At 75.0% G+C, this 16,554-nt stretch carries 14 protein-coding genes; 6 read left to right on the top strand and 8 right to left on the bottom strand.

Translation table 11 applies throughout. The features are described 5' to 3' along the window. Positions 1-532: 532 nt before the first annotated feature. Positions 533-2,020: an NsdA family TPR-like regulatory protein gene (locus IE225_RS07975; protein WP_190056653.1), complete on the bottom strand. Its 1,488-nt coding sequence runs from the start codon at positions 2,018-2,020 to the stop codon at positions 533-535. 416 nt (positions 2,021-2,436) lie between these two features. On the opposite strand from IE225_RS07975, the gene IE225_RS07970 reads away from it, so the two are divergent. Continuing rightward, positions 2,437-2,814: a hypothetical protein gene (locus tag IE225_RS07970; RefSeq protein WP_229879321.1), complete on the top strand. Its 378-nt coding sequence runs from the start codon at positions 2,437-2,439 to the stop codon at positions 2,812-2,814. A 171-nt stretch (positions 2,815-2,985) separates the two neighbouring features. Then, positions 2,986-3,837 (top strand): spermidine synthase, encoded by an 852-nt coding sequence (locus tag IE225_RS07965; RefSeq protein ID WP_190056837.1) that lies wholly within the window; start codon positions 2,986-2,988, stop codon positions 3,835-3,837. A 142-nt stretch (positions 3,838-3,979) separates the two neighbouring features. Here the strand turns inward: IE225_RS07965 and IE225_RS07960 are convergent, their stop codons facing one another. Further along, positions 3,980-4,522, bottom strand: coding sequence for a hypothetical protein (locus tag IE225_RS07960; RefSeq protein ID WP_190056652.1), 543 nt, complete (start codon positions 4,520-4,522; stop codon positions 3,980-3,982). A 167-nt stretch (positions 4,523-4,689) separates the two neighbouring features. Between IE225_RS07960 and IE225_RS07955 the strand changes: the two genes are divergently transcribed. The 4 genes from IE225_RS07955 (at position 4,690) to IE225_RS07940 (ending at position 9,996) form a co-directional block, all read left to right on the top strand. Beyond that, entirely contained in the window at positions 4,690-5,418 is a 729-nt protein-coding gene (locus IE225_RS07955; protein ID WP_190056651.1) for a response regulator transcription factor, read from the top strand. Then, positions 5,415-6,821 (top strand): HAMP domain-containing sensor histidine kinase, encoded by a 1,407-nt coding sequence (locus IE225_RS07950; RefSeq protein ID WP_190056650.1) that lies wholly within the window; start codon positions 5,415-5,417, stop codon positions 6,819-6,821. The genes IE225_RS07955 and IE225_RS07950 overlap by 4 nt, the downstream gene beginning before the upstream one ends. A gap of 207 nt (positions 6,822-7,028) precedes the next feature. Further along, positions 7,029-8,483 (top strand): glycoside hydrolase family 18 protein, encoded by a 1,455-nt coding sequence (locus IE225_RS07945; protein ID WP_190056649.1) that lies wholly within the window; start codon positions 7,029-7,031, stop codon positions 8,481-8,483. Positions 8,484-8,892: 409 nt separating this feature from the next. Further along, a complete protein-coding gene (locus tag IE225_RS07940; RefSeq protein ID WP_190056648.1) occupies positions 8,893-9,996 on the top strand; it encodes an endonuclease/exonuclease/phosphatase family protein in 1,104 nt (367 codons plus the stop codon). A 56-nt stretch (positions 9,997-10,052) separates the two neighbouring features. Here the strand turns inward: IE225_RS07940 and IE225_RS07935 are convergent, their stop codons facing one another. From IE225_RS07935 to IE225_RS07910, 6 genes are read right to left on the bottom strand one after another with little or no spacing between them, the layout of a single operon-like run. Next, positions 10,053-10,829: a glycosyltransferase family A protein gene (locus IE225_RS07935; RefSeq protein ID WP_190056647.1), complete on the bottom strand. Its 777-nt coding sequence runs from the start codon at positions 10,827-10,829 to the stop codon at positions 10,053-10,055. Between the two features lie 19 nt (positions 10,830-10,848). Continuing rightward, positions 10,849-11,751 (bottom strand): gluconeogenesis factor YvcK family protein, encoded by a 903-nt coding sequence (locus tag IE225_RS07930; RefSeq protein WP_190056646.1) that lies wholly within the window; start codon positions 11,749-11,751, stop codon positions 10,849-10,851. Further along, positions 11,748-12,239 (bottom strand): RNase adapter RapZ, encoded by a 492-nt coding sequence (locus IE225_RS07925; RefSeq protein WP_190056645.1) that lies wholly within the window; start codon positions 12,237-12,239, stop codon positions 11,748-11,750. Before IE225_RS07925 ends, IE225_RS07930 begins: the two co-directional genes overlap by 4 nt. 2 nt (positions 12,240-12,241) lie before the next feature. Next, complete coding sequence (locus IE225_RS07920; protein WP_190056644.1) at positions 12,242-13,441, bottom strand: glycosyltransferase family 2 protein; 1,200 nt, start codon at positions 13,439-13,441, stop codon at positions 12,242-12,244. Between the two features lie 31 nt (positions 13,442-13,472). After that, a complete protein-coding gene (locus IE225_RS07915; RefSeq protein WP_190056643.1) occupies positions 13,473-14,699 on the bottom strand; it encodes an MFS transporter in 1,227 nt (408 codons plus the stop codon). Beyond that, entirely contained in the window at positions 14,696-16,552 is a 1,857-nt protein-coding gene (locus IE225_RS07910) for a thiamine pyrophosphate-binding protein (RefSeq protein WP_190056642.1), read from the bottom strand. The genes IE225_RS07915 and IE225_RS07910 overlap by 4 nt, the downstream gene beginning before the upstream one ends. Positions 16,553-16,554 lie beyond the last annotated feature (2 nt).

The following is a 16,554-nucleotide window of genomic DNA, read 5'->3' as shown; positions in this document are numbered from 1 at the left end:
CGCCGAGTGGGTGGGCGACGGGCCCGCCGGCCGGGTGGGCGATGCTGATGCTGGGGGCCCGGTCCGGGAGCTCGTCCGTCACTCGTTCGTCGCTTGTTCCCGTCGTCGCTCGTTTCGGTCGTACTCGTTCCAGTCGAAAGGTCTCCTTTCCATGGCACCACGCGGCCTGCGGCCCGGCACGGGCAGACCGCGTGGTCGTCGGCCGGCACACCGGCAGGACCGACGTGCCCCTGCCCGACGAGTTCGCCGCCCGCCCGCGCCCGCATCCCGCACCGCTGTCGGTGCTGGGCTGGGCTGAGCTGGGCCTACGGGGAGCCGGCCGGCGAGCACTGGAACGACGTGGGCCGTGGGGCACCTGACCGACCGGCCGTCCCCCGTCCCCGTCACGCCGTAGCCGTCCGCGTCATGCCGTGACCGCCCGCGCCGCGCTGCGGTCGCCCGCGTCACGCCGCGGTCGCCGCCCTTTACCGGGGGCGCCTCCTACCGCGGTCGCCGCTCCCCTCCCCGGTCGCCGCTCCCCCGGTCGCCTGGATCAGGCCGTGCGCGGCAGGTCCGCGTGCCGCTCCAGGAACTGCGCGACGCCCGGGGTCCGGCGGTGCGGGAGCAGTACCCGTGCCGTGCCGGACAGCATCGTCAGGATGCGGGAGGACTGCACCTGGTCCATCAGGTCCAGGACGCGCAGGCCGGCGGCCGCGGCCTCGTCGGGGCGGCCGCCGCGGGCCAGGTCGTCGGCGAGTTCGGCGGTGTAGAGCGCGGTGTTGCGGGTGAAGTGGGGGTCCTGCAGGCGGGCCGCCCGGCGCGCGTGGCGGGCCGCGCGCTCCCAGTCGCCGAGGGCGGACCAGCACTGCGCCTCCAGCCCCTCCAGCTCGGCCTCGCCGTAGAAGCTCATCCACTCGGGGTCGGCGTCGCTGGGGCCGCGGTCGAAGAGGGTCTGGGCGCGGGCGAGGGCCCGTTCGCAGGCGGCGCGGTCGGCGAGACCGGCCCAGCCGCCGGCCTCGCGCAGGGCGAGGAGGGACAGCAGGCGCGCCGAACCGAGGCCGCGCGCGGCGCGCTGCGCGGCCTGCGCGGCCCGTACCGCCTCCCGCGGGCGCCCCGCGTCGCGCGCGAGGAACGCCGTGTTGCAGAAGGCGTGCGCCTCCAGGGGGTCGTCCCCGGTCATCCGGGCGGTGGCGAGGGCCTCGGCGTAGTGCGAGCGCGCGTCGTCGAAGCGACCCGAGTCGTGTGCCAGCCAGCCGACGGAGAGGGTGAGCTCGCCGACGCCCGCGTGCAGCCGGTCGGCGGTGGTCTGCCGGGTCGCGCCGGCGTCGAGCAGCGCGTACGCGGCGCGCAGCGGAGCGGCCGCGCGCCGGTAGAGCCCGTCCGCGCCGTGCCGGTCGTCCAGCAGCCGGATCTTGCGGACGGCCTCCTCCAGGGCGGCCGCCTCGCCGGTTCCGGCACGGCGCGGGGGCCGGCCCGCCGCCGCGGCGTCGGTGGCGAGGCCGAAGGTAGCCAGCGAGGCGGCCGCCACGGCGGCGCCCGAGCCGGTCATGAATGCGCGACGCAGCACGTCGCTCTCCTCGTGGTTGTCGTGCGTGTCGTACTGGTCCTGCTGGTCCTGCGTGTCATACGGCTCGTACGCCTCCGCCGTCTCCTCCGCGGCGCGCTCCCCGGCCGCGGCATGCGCCGGGCTGTGCGCCGGGCTGTGCGCCGGGAGATGTGCCGAGGGCGCCTCCCCGGTGCCGCGTCCCCGGCGCCCGCGTACGGACGAGCGGGGCGCGAAGCCCAGGTCGGTGAGGGTGCGGCCGGGGAACATGTGCAGGAACACCCGTTCGTAGGCGTAGTTGGGACAGCGGATCTCGCCCGCCTCGACGCGACCGATGTAGCGCGCGTCGCAGGCGACCTGTTCGCCGATCTCACGGGCGGCCCGCCGTACCGCCGCCGCGAACTCGGCCGGTGAGCGCTGCCCGCGCAGGCGCCGGAAAGCGAGATTCGGCTGCGGGATCCGGGGGGATGGGGACGAGGTCACTCGTGACGACGCCATGGTCGTGGCCTCTCGTGCGAAGCGTCGAACCGTGCCGGGGCAGGCGGGCGTGACGCCGGTTCGGTGCGCGTCGTTCCCCTGTGCCCGGCGGGCAAGAAAGTACCTGCTGTGGTCGACTGGACACGCAGTGTTTGAGTACAAAGCGGATGTCTCCCCCGGGATCTGCCATGAACTGCCATCCTTTGTGGCTGACTTCCGCCGTAGCCGTTGACGCGCCGCGGCCGTTGAACCCCGTGGGCCGGGAGCAGCCGTCTTCCGGCGCGCCCGCCCGAGCGCCCTTCCCCAGTCCGTTCCTAAGTCCGTTCCTAAGTCCGTTCCTAAGTCCGTTCCCTAGTCCGTTCCTGAATCCGAGGAGGGAATCCGTGGTGGAGACCGGGATGGAGACCGGCCGGAGCGCCGGCTCTTGTACGCCGCCGATGTCGGCGAGACGCCCGCCGGGCGGCGCGGACGGCGCCTGCGACCTGGTGACGGTGCCCGCACGACAGGGGCTGGAGGCGGTCGACATCCTGCGCCGCGGCGCGGGCGACGCGGTGGGGCCCGTCCTGCACGACGACGACCGCGACCTGCTGGGCTTCCTGGTGCCGCCGGGGACGGCTGCGGGCTGGGACGTGCCGGGCAGCACGTGCACCGAGACCGACGGGCGCGGACTGCGGATGCCGGCCGAGCCGCCCGTGGCGGGCTCGGACTGGCTGCTGCCGCCGGGCGACACGGAGCCGGCGACCGATCCGGCGGTGCTGCGGGCGGCGCTGGACGAGGCGGCGCGGCTGCTCGCGGCGCTGGACAACTGCCGCTGACGCCGCAGCCCCGCAGCCGCACCGACGGCACCGACCGCACCGACCGCACCGTTCGCCACCTGCGACAATCGGTGCGTGGCCAAGTCCGCCAAGTCCGCCAAGTCCGCGCAGCCCGCCAGATCCGCCAAGCCCGCCGGGTCCGCGAGGCCCACCAAGTCCGCGAAGTCCGGCATCCCCCGCCGTCGGCAGGCCGGCGCCGAGCCCGTCGTCGCGCAGGTCGACGGCGGCGTCGCCGAGCTGGTGCCCGACCGGGAGCGGGCGCGGGCCTGGACGCTGCTGATCGACGGGGCGCCGCAGTCGCACGTCGACCTGGACGACCCGGCGTACCTGTCCTTCGCCTACCAGCGGCGGCTCGGGCACGTCGCCGACCTCGCCGCGCCGGCCGGGAAGCCGCTGCGCGCCGTGCACCTCGGCGGGGGCGCCCTCACCCTCGCCCGCTACGTCGCCGCCACCCGGCCGCGCTCCACGCAGCAGGTCGTCGAGCGGGACGCGGCCCTGGTGCACCTGGTGCGGCGGGAGCTGCCGCTGGATCCCCACGCCCGGATCCGGGTGCGGTCCGCCGACGCCCGGGAGGGGCTGGCGAAGGTGCCGGACGGCTGGGCGGACCTGGTGATCGCGGACGTGTTCAGCGGGGCGCGCACGCCGGCGCACCTGACGTCCGTGGAGTTCCTCGACGAGGTGCGCCGGGTGCTCGCGCCCGGCGGCCTCTACGCCGCGAACGTCGCCGACGGGCCGCCGCTGGCGCACCTGCGCGGCCAGATCGCCACCGCCGCCGCCCGGTTCGCGCACCTCGCGCTGGCCGCCGACCCGGCGGTGCTGCGCGGCAGGCGGTTCGGCAACGCCGTCCTCGTCGCCGCCGACCGGCCGCTGCCCGTCGCCGACCTCACCCGGCGCGTCGCCACCGATCCGCACCCCGGCCGGGTCGAACACGGCCGGGAGCTGCTGGACTTCACCGGCGGCGCGGCACCGGTCACCGACGCGGCGGCCGTGGCCTCCCCGCAGCCGCCGCCCTCCGTCTTCTGATGACCGCCCTCCGGCGACCGCTTCCCGCGCTCCCCGGCGCCTTCCGGCGCTCCCCGGCGCCTTCCGGCGCTCTCCGGCGGTTTTCGGTAGTTTTCGGAGGTTCCGTTCGGCCCTTGGACCCTCGGTCCCCCGGACCCGGTGACTAGTAGTTCCCGATCTCCACGTGCGGCGGCCCGTCGTGCCAGGTGCACATCACCGACACGCGGTTCGTCCCCGAGGTGAACTCCACCCGGATCCAGGTGTCCGTCTTCCACACCTGCATCGACCAGCCGGTGCCGGGCGTCGCGGACACCAGCGTCGCGGAGGTGTCCCCGAGGTCGAAGACCGCGCGCCCGCCGTCGGTGTCGTACGTCTTCACGCGCCCGGAGTCGGTGGGCGTGGGCGAGGCGGTCGGGGTGGGGCGCGCGGCCGCCGTCCGGGCGGGCGTGCGGGTCGCGGCCGGGGTCGGGGCCGGGGTGCGGTGCGCGGTCGGGGCGGGAGAGGAGGAGCGGGGGCGGGGGCGGGCCGTGGCGGGCACGAGCGGCCGCGACTGCTGCGTGGTCGCCTCGGCCGCCGTGATGGGCAGGGCGCGCGGCGGGTCATAGGCGGTGCCGGCCAGCACGGTGTGCACGCCCCACCACGACAGCGTGACCGCCGCACCGGTGGCGAGCGACCAGGCGAGTACGTGTACAAGTCCTCTGCGCATCGCGGCCATACTGCCTCACGCGCCCCACCCGTGTCGCGCCCGCCCTCCCGCCCGCCCCCGCCCGCCGCCCATCTGGCCACCGTTCGGCCGGAGTTGTCCACAGGGCGGTCCGGGGAGTTGTCCACAGGCGCGGATGCCGCGCGGCCGCATGGCGTACGGTGCGGCGCATGGCAAGTGTGCTCGTGGTCGAGGACGACCAGTTCGTACGCTCGGCGCTCATCCGGCACCTGACCGACGCCGCGCACGCCGTGCGCAGCGTCGGTACGGCGCTGGAGGCGCTGCGCGAGGTCGCCCATCTCCGCTTCGACGTCGTGATCCTGGACCTGGGACTGCCCGACCTGGACGGGGCCGAGGCCCTGAAGATGCTGCGCGGCATCACCGACGTGCCCGTCATCATCGCCACCGCGCGGGACGACGAGGCGGAGATCGTCCGGCTGCTGAACGCGGGGGCGGACGACTACCTGACCAAGCCGTTCTCCGTGGAGCACCTCTCCGCCCGCATCGCCGCCGTGCTGCGCCGCGCCCGCGCCGGCGGCCGTGACGCCCCGCCGGAGACCGTGCTGCGCGTGGGCGGCCTGACCGTCGACCCGCTGCGCCGCCAGGCCGAACTGGACGGTAGGCGACTGGACCTGACGCGCCGTGAGTTCGACCTGCTCGCCTTCCTGGCCGCCCGTCCCGGCGTCGTGGTGCCCCGCAAGGAGCTGCTGGCGGAGGTGTGGCAGCAGTCCTACGGCGACGACCAGACCATCGACGTCCACCTGTCCTGGCTGCGCCGCAAGCTGGGCGAGACCGCGGCCCGCCCGCGCTACCTGCACACCCTGCGCGGGGTGGGCGTGAAGCTGGAGCCGCCCGCGGCCGACGCGCCGCGGGGCCCGGGAGCGGAGCCGCCGCGATGAGATGGGCCCTGGTCAAGGTCGCGCTGGCGGTCACCACGATGGTCGTCATCGCCTTCGCGGTGCCGCTCGGCCTCGTGGTGCGGGAGATGGCGCGCGACCGGGCCTTCTCCAACGCCGAACGGCAGGCCGCGGCCGTCGCCCCCGCGCTGTCCATCACCACCGACCGCGAGCAGTTGGAGCGGGTCCTGGCCGCCGCCGGCTCGGACGCCGAGATGGCGGTGCACATACCCGGCGGGGACGGCCTGGCGGCCGTCGACATCGGGCGGCGCCGCGCCACCGCCGGGGACGTCGCGGCCGTCCGCCGCATCGGCCGCGCCTCCACCACCGAGGTGCCCGGCGGCTACACCCTGCTGCAGCCGGTGGCGCTGAGCTCCGGCCGGATCGCCGTCGTCGAGGTGTTCGTGCCGCACGCCGAGGTGACCAACGGCGTCGGCACCGCCTGGGCGGTGCTGGCCGCGGTCGGTGCCGCGCTGGTCGTCGGCTCGGTCGCGGTCGCCGACCGGCTCGGCGTGCGCATGGTCGGGCCCGCCCGGCGGCTCGTCGAGGGCGCGCACGAGCTGGGGGAGGGCCGGCTGGGCGCCCGGGTGCCGGAGGAGGGGCCGCGGGAGTTGCGCCTGGCGGCCGTCGCGTTCAACTCCATGGCCGACCAGGTCGTCCAACTCCTCGCCAATGAGCGGGAGATGGCGGCCGACCTGTCCCACCGGCTGCGCACCCCGCTGACCGTGCTGCGGCTGAACGCGGCCTCGCTGGGCGAGGGTCCGGCGGCCGAGCAGACCCGGGAGGCGGTGGCCCAGCTCGAGCGCGAGGTGGACACCATCATCCGCACCGCCCGGGAGGCCAAGCCGCAGACCACGGCACCGGGGCCGGGCGCCGGGTGCGACGCGGCCGAGGTCGTGCGGGAGCGGATGGAGTTCTGGTCGGCGCTCGCCGAGGACGAGGGCCGCAAGTGGCGGCTGGCCGGCGTGGAGCGGCCGGTGCGGGTGCCGGTGGCCCGCGCCGACCTCGCCGCCGCGCTCGACGCGCTGCTCGGCAACGTCTTCCGGCACACCCCGGAGGGCACGGCGTTCGCGGTGGACGTGCACCACGCCGAGGACGCGGTGATCGTGCTGGTCTCGGACGCCGGGCCCGGCATCGCCGATCCCGAGGCGGCGCTGGCCCGCGGGCGCGGCACCGGCGCCGACGGCTCCACCGGCCTCGGCCTGGACATCGTGCGCCGGCTCGCCGAGTCCACCGGCGGCGACGTGCGGATCGGCTCCTCCGTGCTCGGCGGCACCGAGGTGCGCATCTGGCTCCAGCTCGACGGGCGCAAACCGGTGCGCCGGGGCCACCGGGGAACCGTCCGGCGGCGCCGTCCCGCCCGCCGATTGGTCTCGACCTTTAACCGCTCCCGATCCCATCCTTAAGCGCACCCTAAGATCCCCAACTCCCGTCCGGATCAGGAGTTTTGCCTGATTCCGGATCGCTAGCGTGCTGTCGCGTCCCGGTACCCGAGCAGCCGGCGCCCACCGACCGGCGGGCCCGTGCCCGGTGCCCGTCGGCCCGGTGCCCAGCGCCCCGGACCCGCGTGGGACGCCCCTGTGAACCCCCGTAGCAGCAAAGGCAGGCACGCGATGAGCACGCACCGGCGCAGGATCAGCGGCAGAAACAAGGCGATCGGCGGGGCTGTCGCCGCGGCCGTGATCGGCGGCGGCGCGGTCCTGCTCACCGGCACCGCCCACGCGGCCGGTATCGGGGCGGCGTACACCAGGACCAGCGAGTGGTCGACGGGCTACACCGCGCAGTACGTCGTCACCAACAACAGCGGGCAGCCCGAGAAGGACTGGACGCTGGAGTTCGACCTGCCCGCGGGCGCGAAGCTCAGCTCCCTGTGGAACGCGGAGTCGAGCGTGAGCGGGCAGCACGTCACCGTCAAGCCGCCCAAGTGGGACACCGACGGCCTGGCCGCGGACGAGTCCGTCACCGTCGGCTTCGTCGTCAACGGCACCGGCGATCCCAGCGGCTGCCGCATCGACGGCGGGAGCTGCTCCGTGGACGACGGCGCCACCCCCGAGCCCAGCGGCCGCCCCACCGCCTCCCCGACGCAGACGGCCGCCCCCACCCCCACCGCCCCCGCCACCAAGTCGGCCACCCCGACCCCGGCCGCGACGCAGAGCACCGGCAGCGGTACCACCGCCACCGCCCGCTTCGCGCCGTACGTCGACACCTCCCTCTACCCGGCCTTCGACCTGCCGGCCGCCGCCGACGCGACCGGCGTGAAGAACTACAACCTCGCCTTCGTCACCGACGGCGGCGGCTGCACCCCGAAGTGGGGCGGCGTGAGCGACCTCGGCAGCGACGCGGTGGCCGCGCAGATCGGGCAGCTGCGCGCCAAGGGCGGCGACGTCCGTGTCTCCTTCGGCGGCGCCTCCGGCTCCGAGCTGGCCACCACCTGCTCCTCGGCGGACGCGCTGGCGGCGGCGTACGGCAAGGTCGTGGACGCCTACCAGCTCACCAAGGTCGACTTCGACGTCGAGGGCGGGGCGCTGCCCAACACGGCCGCCAACACCCGCCGCGCCCAGGCCATCGCCAAGCTCCAGCGGCAGCACCCGGACCTGGACGTCTCCTTCACCCTGCCGGTGATGCCCGAGGGCCTGACCCAGGACGGCGTCAACCTGCTGTCGAACGCCAAGTCCAACGGCGTGAAGATCTCCGCCGTCAACATCATGGCGATGGACTACGGCCCCTCCTACAACGGCGACATGGGCACCTACGCCGAGCAGGCCGCCACCGCCACCCAGGCCCAGATCAAGGGCGTGCTCGGCCTGTCCGACGCCGACGCCTGGAAGACGGTTGCCGTCACCCCGATGATCGGCGTCAACGACGTCTCCGTGGAGGTCTTCAAGGTCGACGACGCCGCCCAGCTCGCCGACTTCGCCAAGTCCAAGGGCCTGGGCTGGCTGTCGATGTGGTCCGCCACCCGCGACAAGCAGTGCTCCGGCGGCGCCAAGAACACCGCCGACGCCACCTGCAGCTCCGTCGTCCAGGACCCGTTCGCCTTCTCGAAGGCCTTCGCGGCCTTCCGGTGACCGTCGCGCCGGTGACCGTTCCGGCGGACGCCTCGGCGACCGCCCCGACGACCGGTCCTTGACGGACCCCCCGCGCCACCCCCCACCGGACCGGGCGCCCGCTGCCACGAGAGCGGGCGCCCGGTTCCGTTGTCCCGCCGGCCGCCGACGCCCGGTTCCGCGGCCCCCAGCGCCCGCCCGGCGCGGCGGCGGGCACGGCGGCCGCGCCCGCCGCCGGCCGTATGCCGGAACAGCGGCACCAGCAGCGGGAACGTGGTCCGCGAGAGGCGGACTGGAGGGCGGCCAGAGAGCGGCAACAGCGCCGGGGCACTCCCGCACGAGACGCGTCGGAAGATCGTTGCGACTCCGGAGCCCCGGCTTGCATCCTGGTCGCCCGGCCGGCGTCGCCGCGCCGGAGAAAGGTGGTCCGGTGCCCGGCTCGCAGACCGCCCCGGCCGTGCCGGGACGCACCCCCCGATGGCGCGTCCTCGTGACGCGGACACTGATCGGTACGGCACTGGTCTGGCTCCTGCTGATCACGGCGCGGCCGCTGCTGGGCGGCCGCGTCTGGTGGTGGGTGCTGATCGACCTGCTGCCGCCCCTCGTCCTGGTCCTGGTGCCGTTCGCCCTGCTGACGGCGGGAGCGGCCGTCGCGCTGCGGCGGGTGCGCGGCCCGGTGCGGGAGGGCCGGTGGCTCGTGGGCCTGGCCGCGGTGGCGCTGGTCGTCGCGGTGCCGCAGTCGGGTCTGAACCTGCGTGCCGTCGGCACGCACCGGCAGCCGCCCCCGGGTGCGCTGAAAGTCGTGTCGTGGGACACGCTGGAATGGCACCAGGGAAACGACACAGGCCACTTCTACCGCTATCTGAGACAGCGCCGGGCGGACGTCTACCTGCTCCAGGAGTACATGGGGATACGGAAGGACGAGCCGGTGCCCGTCAACGACGAGGACCGGCTGCGCGCGGTCTTTCCCGGCCGCCACTTCGCGACGGCCGGCGAACTGCTCACCGTGTCGCGGTTCCCGATCAAGAAGCAGACCGTGGTGGAGGCCCACCTGCCCGAGCCGGCCACGTCCTGGGACGACTACTGGAACATACGGGTGCTACGCACGGACATCGTCGTGGACGGCACCGAGATCTCCCTCTACAACGTCCACCTTCCGGACCTGTTCTACCTGGGAGCCAGCCCGTTCTCCGCGGAGTTCTACCGGATCGCCGCCGATCTCGACCATCGCCGGACCGCGGTGCTGAAGGCGCTGCGACGGGACATCGAGGGCAACAGCAACCCCAAGGTGGTGGCAGGCGTGCTCAACCTGGTGCCCGGCTCCGGTGAACTGCGGTGGCTGGACGGCCTGACGGACGCGGCGCACTCCTCGGGCAGCGCCTACCCGGTGTCCTTCTGGGTCGGCGGGCTCCAGGCCTGGCGGCTCGACTGGGCCTTCTCCGCCGCGGGGGCCACGGCCGACCGCTACCGGCTGACCGATCCGGAGGGGCTGTCGTCGCACCGAGCCCAGGAGTTCTTCCTGTCCACCTCCTGAGCCCCGTCGGCCCGGTCCCGGCCGCCGTGCCGGCACCGCCCGGTGCGCGGATCACCTCACTTGGTCAGTCCCCGGCTCTCCAGCAGCCGTTCGAAGCACTTGAGCTTCACGTCCTCGTCCTGGGTGCCGTGCATGGAACCCGGCTGGTTGCGCAGGTCGCTGTGGCGGACCCGGAGGGGCCAGCGCTCCGGGTAGGCGATCCGGCGGCCGCCGGAGGTCCCGACGTGGCCGGCCAGGTTCTCCCACTGGTACTCGAATCCCTCGTGGCTGACGAAGGTGTCCCGGTGGAAGGCGCCGAGCCGGTGCGCGACGGGCGCGAAACGGGCGGTGTCGTAGGCGATGAGCTGGTCCACCACCCGGTTGACGGACCGCACTCCCGGCTCGATCTCCGGTCCGACGTCCGCGAGCGGCCGGTCCCACTCCTCGTGGTCGTCCACCTTGCTGATGAGCACCACCTCCGGGTTGCGCTCGAAGATCTGCGCGGTGGCGTCCAGCACGTCGAAGTCCTCGTCGGTCTTGTGGATGAACGTGTCGTCCGTGAACGTGATCAGGTACGGGCTGGTGGTCGTGAAGTGGTTGCCGTGGAAGTTGTTGGACGGGGCGCCGGAGAAGGCGTGGTGGTCCGTGCGGCGCCACCGCAGTTCGTCCACGCCGAGGTCGGCCAGCCGCGGCAGCAACCGGGCGACGGTGTCCTCGGTGGAGCGCTCGGCGACCAGGATCACCTCGAAGTCGTGCCGGGTGGGGCGGGTCAGGGAGCGGATCGCCAGCGGCAGCGTCCGCTCCAGGAGCCGCTCGGTGTCGTGGAAGGCACAGGCCAGGGTGAAGAATGCCATGTCGGATACCTCCGAAAAGCTACGCGAGGACCGCCGCGAGCGCGGCGGCCAGCTTGGCGCTGTCGTGGGCGGTGCCGTACCGGGGATCGGGGCGGGCCAGGTCGGCGCGGACCAGGCGGACGCCGACGTCTCCGGCCGGCAGCGAGCCGCCGTCGTGCGCCAGCACCACGTCCGGTGCGACACCGTGGGCGCGCAGCGCCTCGACGTGGGCGGCGATGTCGTACCCCTGGGTCTCGGCCACCTCGGGCTCCAGGTTGCAGACGTAGACGCGCTGGGCGCGGGTCGTGGCGAGCGCGGCGTGCAGGTCGTCGACCAGGGCGGCGGCGAGGACGGAGGTGTACACCGAGCCGGGGCCCAGCACCACCTGGTCGGCCTCGTGGATCGCCCGGGCCAGGCCGTCGGGCGGTTTGACGCCGGGCGGGTCGAGCGCGACGCGGTGCAGGCCCGATGTCTTGGAGATGGCGTACTGCCCGGTCACCCGGGTGCCGTCCACGGTGACGGCGCTCAGGTCGACCGGCTCCACGGTCGCCGGGGCCACCCGGCCCCGGTCCGGGGTCAGGCCCAGCAGCGCCGCCGTGCGGTCGGTCGCGGCCAGGAAGTCGCCCGTGACCGCGGTGAGCCCGGCCAGCAGCAGGTTGCCGAGGGCGTGGCCCGCCACGTCGGTGCCCGCGAAGCGGTGCTCCAGCGCCTGGCCCAGCGGCTCCTCCTCGACGCCGGCCAGCGCCGCCAGGCAGCGGCGCAGGTCGCCGGGGGCGGGGATGCGCAGCGCGCTGCGCAGCCGCCCGGTGGAGCCGCTGTCGTCCGCGGTGGCGACGATGGCGGTGGTGTGGCCGGCGTACCGGCGGGCGGCCCGGAGCGTGGCGGTCAGCCCGCGCCCGCCGCCCAGGGCCACGACGCGGGGGCGCACCGTGCGGGCGCTCATCCGCCGACGTCCCGGTGCGGCACGCCGGGAGCGCCGCCCGGCCGGCGCAGCACGGCGACGTACTCGCCGACCGGTGCGTGCGGGCAGGCCGGCGGGCGCGGCTCCTGGCCGACGGCGGCCACCGGACGCTGCTCGTCGCCGTCGACCGGCGGATGCCGGCGCCGGGTGTGGCCGTGGCGCTGTACGAGGACGTCGGTGGCCGCCTCCAGGAACAGCACCCGCGCCCGGGCCCCCGAGGAGAGCAACCCGGCCGGCGTGGGCGGGACCTCGTCCCGCTGGTGCGCGGTGCCCGGGGCCGGCACCACCCGGGTGAAAGACGACCGCGGGACGTGGGCCGGCTCGGCCACCTTGGGCACCGGCTCGGGCGGCAGGGTGTCGATGGTGAAGCGGCCGGGGTCCGCCAGGTGGTCGGCGGCGAGGCTGCGGCCGGCCCCGGACAGGCCGGTGATGACGACGAACCGGCTGTCGGATCCGGGCGGGGACGGCATCCTCAGCTCCCGGCGGGTTCGGCGGTGAAGCGGTCGAGCCGCCCGATGGGTTCCTCGGGGCGCCAGCTGAGCGCCGGGATGTGGGCGTTGACGAGTTCGCCGTCCTCCCTGAGGAGGGACGCCGGGGGGTGCTGCATGTGCAGCATCCAGTCGTCGTGGTGGAAGAAGGGCGCGGCGATGTCGAAGCGGTAGGCGAAGTCGTTGTCCTCGCCGCCCCAGCCCTCGTACCGCTCGTCCATGCCGCCCACCCGGTGGAAGATCCCGGTGCGCACCCACAGGCAGCAGCCCGGCGGGCGGCGCAGCTGGAAGACGCGCAGGTGCTCGGGGCCGGCCTCGGCGGCGCGGCGCCGGACGCGTTCGCGGACGGCCCATGCCGTGGTGGGCCCGTCCATGCAGCTCATCTTCCGGTACGTCAGATGACCGCCGACACCGGGGGAGCGGAAGCGTTCGGCGTTGCGGGCGACGAAGTCCCGGTCGGCGAGCACGTCGGCGTCGAGGATGCACAGCACCTCGTTGCGGCCGGGGGTGTTCACCACGCCCGCGTTGACCGCCCAGGACTTGTTGAACATCCCGCCCTTGGGGGCGAACAGGTAGTGGTCGGCGAACGGGGTGATCGCCTCGCGCCAGCGCGGGGAGTCGTCGGACTCGACGACGGTGACCTGGTATCTCTCGCGCGGGTAGGACTGGTCGCGCAGCGCGAGCAGGCAGGCCAGCAGGTTGCGCAGCCGGGCGCCGCCGGTGTCGCGGTCCCGGAACGGCACGACGATCAGCACCTCCGGGTCGGCTCCCGGGGGCAGCGCGGGCCCGGGCGGGAGGGCGCGCAGTTCCTCGACGGTGACCGGCTCGGCGTCGCGGGTGTGCCGCGCCCCGAGGTGGAAGCCGATGCGTGAGTTGCACTCCGCCTCCCAGGCTGCGTCGAACAGGGGAGCGGTGGAGGGCAGGGCGGCCCGGTCGAGGAGGACGGCCCGCAGCCGGTGGTAGTGGCCGGGAACGCCCGGTTCCTCGGCGAGCGCCTCGCCGAGGGCACGGATCTTGGGGTCCTCGGCCTTCCTGACCGCGGCGACGACGGCCTCGGTCCACGGGCGGGCCATCTCCCAGTAGAAGAGGCCGGAGCGGCGGGCGTCGGGGTCCGAGGCGACGACGACGCTGTCGACGACGGCGGTCGCCAGGACCTCCGGGTCCGTGGGACGGAGCTGGGTCACGGGAACTCCTTTCGGTGGCGGTCAGGGGCGGTCAGGCGAGGGGACCGGCGGCGCGGGCGGGCGGCGGCCCGGCCGGGGCCCGCTGCCCGGACGTGGCGACACGCAGCAGGACCGCGGCACCCAGCGCGAGCACGCTCACCGCGCCCAGCGCCACCGGCACCCCGGTGGCCTGGGCGAGGAAGCCGATCAGCGGCGGCCCGGCCAGGAAGCCGGTGCCGGCGATGCTGGACACCACGGTGATGGCCGGGCCGGTGGCCCGCCCGGCCATCCGCCCGGCCATCGAGAAGATCGCCGGCATGACGATGGACAGCCCCGACCCCAGGGCCGCGAACCCGCACACGGCCGCGGCCGGATGCCCGGCCAGCAGCCCGGCGGCGAAGGCGCAGCCCGCGAACGTCACCGCCCAGGTGACCACCCGTACGTCGCCCCAGCGGGCCAGGCACCGGTCGCCGAGCAGCCGCCCGGCCGCCATGGCCACGGAGTACGCGGAGTAGCCGAGGGCCGCGAACTGGGCGCTGGTGCCCAGGCCGTCCCGCAGGTAGATGGCGCCCCAGTCGCCGACCGCGCCCTCTCCCGCCATGCCGCACAGGCCGACGAAGCCCAGCAGCACCAGGGGCAGCCGGCGCTCGGCGGGCAGCCTGGCCCAGCCGCCCTCGGCCCGCCGCGGGGCGACGTCGCTGCTCGCGGGCAGCAGCCAGGCGGAGGCGACGAGCGCGACCCCGCCCAGCACCGCGGCGACGAGGGCGAAGTGCACCAGGGGGGACAGCCCCCGGGCCTCGGCACCGCCGCCGGTCAGCGCGCCGAGCAGTCCCCCGACGCTGTACACGCCGTGCAGGGAGGACAGCACGGGACGGCCCATGCGGTTCTGGACGGCGACGCCGTGCGCGTTCATCGCCACGTCCACGATGCCCATGGCCGCGCCGAACCCGACCAGGGCGAGCCCGAGGGCGACGAGGTTCCCGGCGAGCGCCGGGAGCAGCAGCGCCAGACAGCTCAGCGTGATGCCGAGCCGGGTGACGGGGCGGCTGCCGTGGCGGGCCACGAGCTGCCCGGCGACCTGCTTGGACAGCAGGGCGCCGACCGCCAGCCCGAGCAGCGCCAGTCCGAGGGGACCGGTGTCGGCGCCGACCCGGTCCTTGACGGCGGGGATGCGCAGCACCCAGTTGCCGAACAGGGCACCGTTGACGAAGAACACCACGCCGAGGGCGAACCGCGCCTGCCGCGGCCGCCGGGCACCGGACGCCGGTCCCCCGGTCATGCCGTGCCTTCGGGGTCCGCCGCCATCTCCTCGAAGCCCTGGGTGACCCAGATGCCCTTCCACACGTCGGGATCCGACGGCAGGACGATCTCGACCAGGCTGGGACCCTGCTCGGCGGCGCTCTTCTCCAGCGCGGCCGTCAGCTCGGACACCGCCGCCCCGACCGCCGTGGGCGTGTCGCCGAGGGGGACGGCCACCCGGTGGGCGGGCACGCCGAGCGCCTCGGCGACCTGGTGGTAGGCCATGTGGCCGACGTTCGCGAGATAGGAGCGCTCCATGTCGCCGTAGGAGGCGGCGGCCTGCTTCTTCAACGAGACGGACTCGCCGTTGTTGCACACGACGAACACCACCCGGGCCTGTTCCTGCACCGCGGCCACCAGCCCCTGAAAGGAATTGGTGAACGCCTGGTCGCCCAGGGTGCACATCACCCGGGCGTCCCGGTCGCCCACGGCCAGGCCGGTGGCGTACGCCAGCCCGCCGCCGACGAAGGCCCCGTGACCGCCGAAGACCCGCAGGCCGGACGGGAAGTCGTCGTAGTGCTCGGACAGCAACCCGCCGAACATCTGGCTGTCGTCGACCAGGACGGGCCGCTCCCAGGACGCGAGCGTCGCGGCCAGCGCCCGGGCGACGGCGCGGCGCCCGTCCTCCACGGCGGCGTCGGCCCGTTCCGGGCCGCGCAGGTGCTCGGTGAGGGCTTCGTCCGGGAACCAGGGCGTGCGCGGCGGCTCTTGAAGGGCGTCCAGCCGGTCGGCCAGCTCGGCGAGCACCTGTGACGGGTCGCCGACGACGAGCGGCTCGTCGTCGCCCAGGTACTCGTTCTTCAGGACCTTGGCGGGGTCGGTGTTGACCGCCGCCTTGCGGCAGCCGGGCAGGGGGCCGACGACCCGTTCGTAGATGTTGCGGTCCTCCACGGTCACCAGCAGGTCGCACGCGGCGAGCAGGGCTCGGTGCACGGCGCTGAAGGGGTTGAGCCAGCCGGCGAAGTTCGCCACCTCCTCGCTGCGCAGCCTCTCGAAGAGCATCGGGCCCCGGCGGTAGCGCACCTGGAGCACGGCCGCGCCGGTCAGGGTGCTCAGCCGGTCCAGCGCCGGGCGCAGCCCCGCGTGGTGCAGGGCGTAGTCGTCGAGGAGGAACAGCGGGCGGCGGGACTGCCGCAGCTCCTCGAGCAGCGCCTGGAGCGCCGGCTGCCGCAGGTCGGTGGACGGCGTCCCGGGCGGGGCGGTGCGCAGCGCCTCGCGCGGGATCCAGCGGCTCTCGGCGACGTCCTGGGGGATGCCGAAGATGGCCGGCCGGTGCGGTGGGGAGGTGCAGAAGGCCAGGGCCGCCCTGAGCCGTTCCACGAACCGCTCGGCGGCGGCCCGGCGCTCCTCGGGCCGCTCGGGCACCGCGGGCGCCTGCCACGACCAGTCGGCGAACCTGCCGATGCCGTCCAGCAGGCCGTGCTCGCCGTGCGGCGGCAGGAAGCGGACCGAGCCGCTGGAGGGCAGCCCGACCAGGAACAGGGCGCCCGCCTCGCTGCGCCGGGCGTCGGCGACGGCGCCGGCGGCGTTGGTCAGGCCGCGGGCGCCGTGCAGGACGGCGGCGCCCCGGCCCGGTCTGGTCAGGGAGGCGCCGGCGGCCATGAACGCGGATTCCTTGTCGCCGCGTCCGTTGGACAGGTGGATGCCGTCGGTGTGGTGCAGCGCGTCGCAGAGCGCGAGCTCCGAGGTGCCCGCGTAGACGAAGACGTTGCGGACGCCGCCCTCGGCGAGCAGCGCCGCCACGGCCTGCGCGCCGGTCAGCAGCGGGGTGGTGGGGTCGTCGGTGGCGTCGGGGAGGGGGAGGCGGGTGTCCTGGGCGGAGCCAGAGGGCATAG

The sequence above is a fragment of the Streptomyces echinoruber genome, assembly GCF_014651135.1.
In the GTDB taxonomy this organism is placed as follows: domain Bacteria; phylum Actinomycetota; class Actinomycetes; order Streptomycetales; family Streptomycetaceae; genus Streptomyces; species Streptomyces echinoruber.
This window is presented reverse-complemented; position numbering and strand designations above follow the sequence as displayed.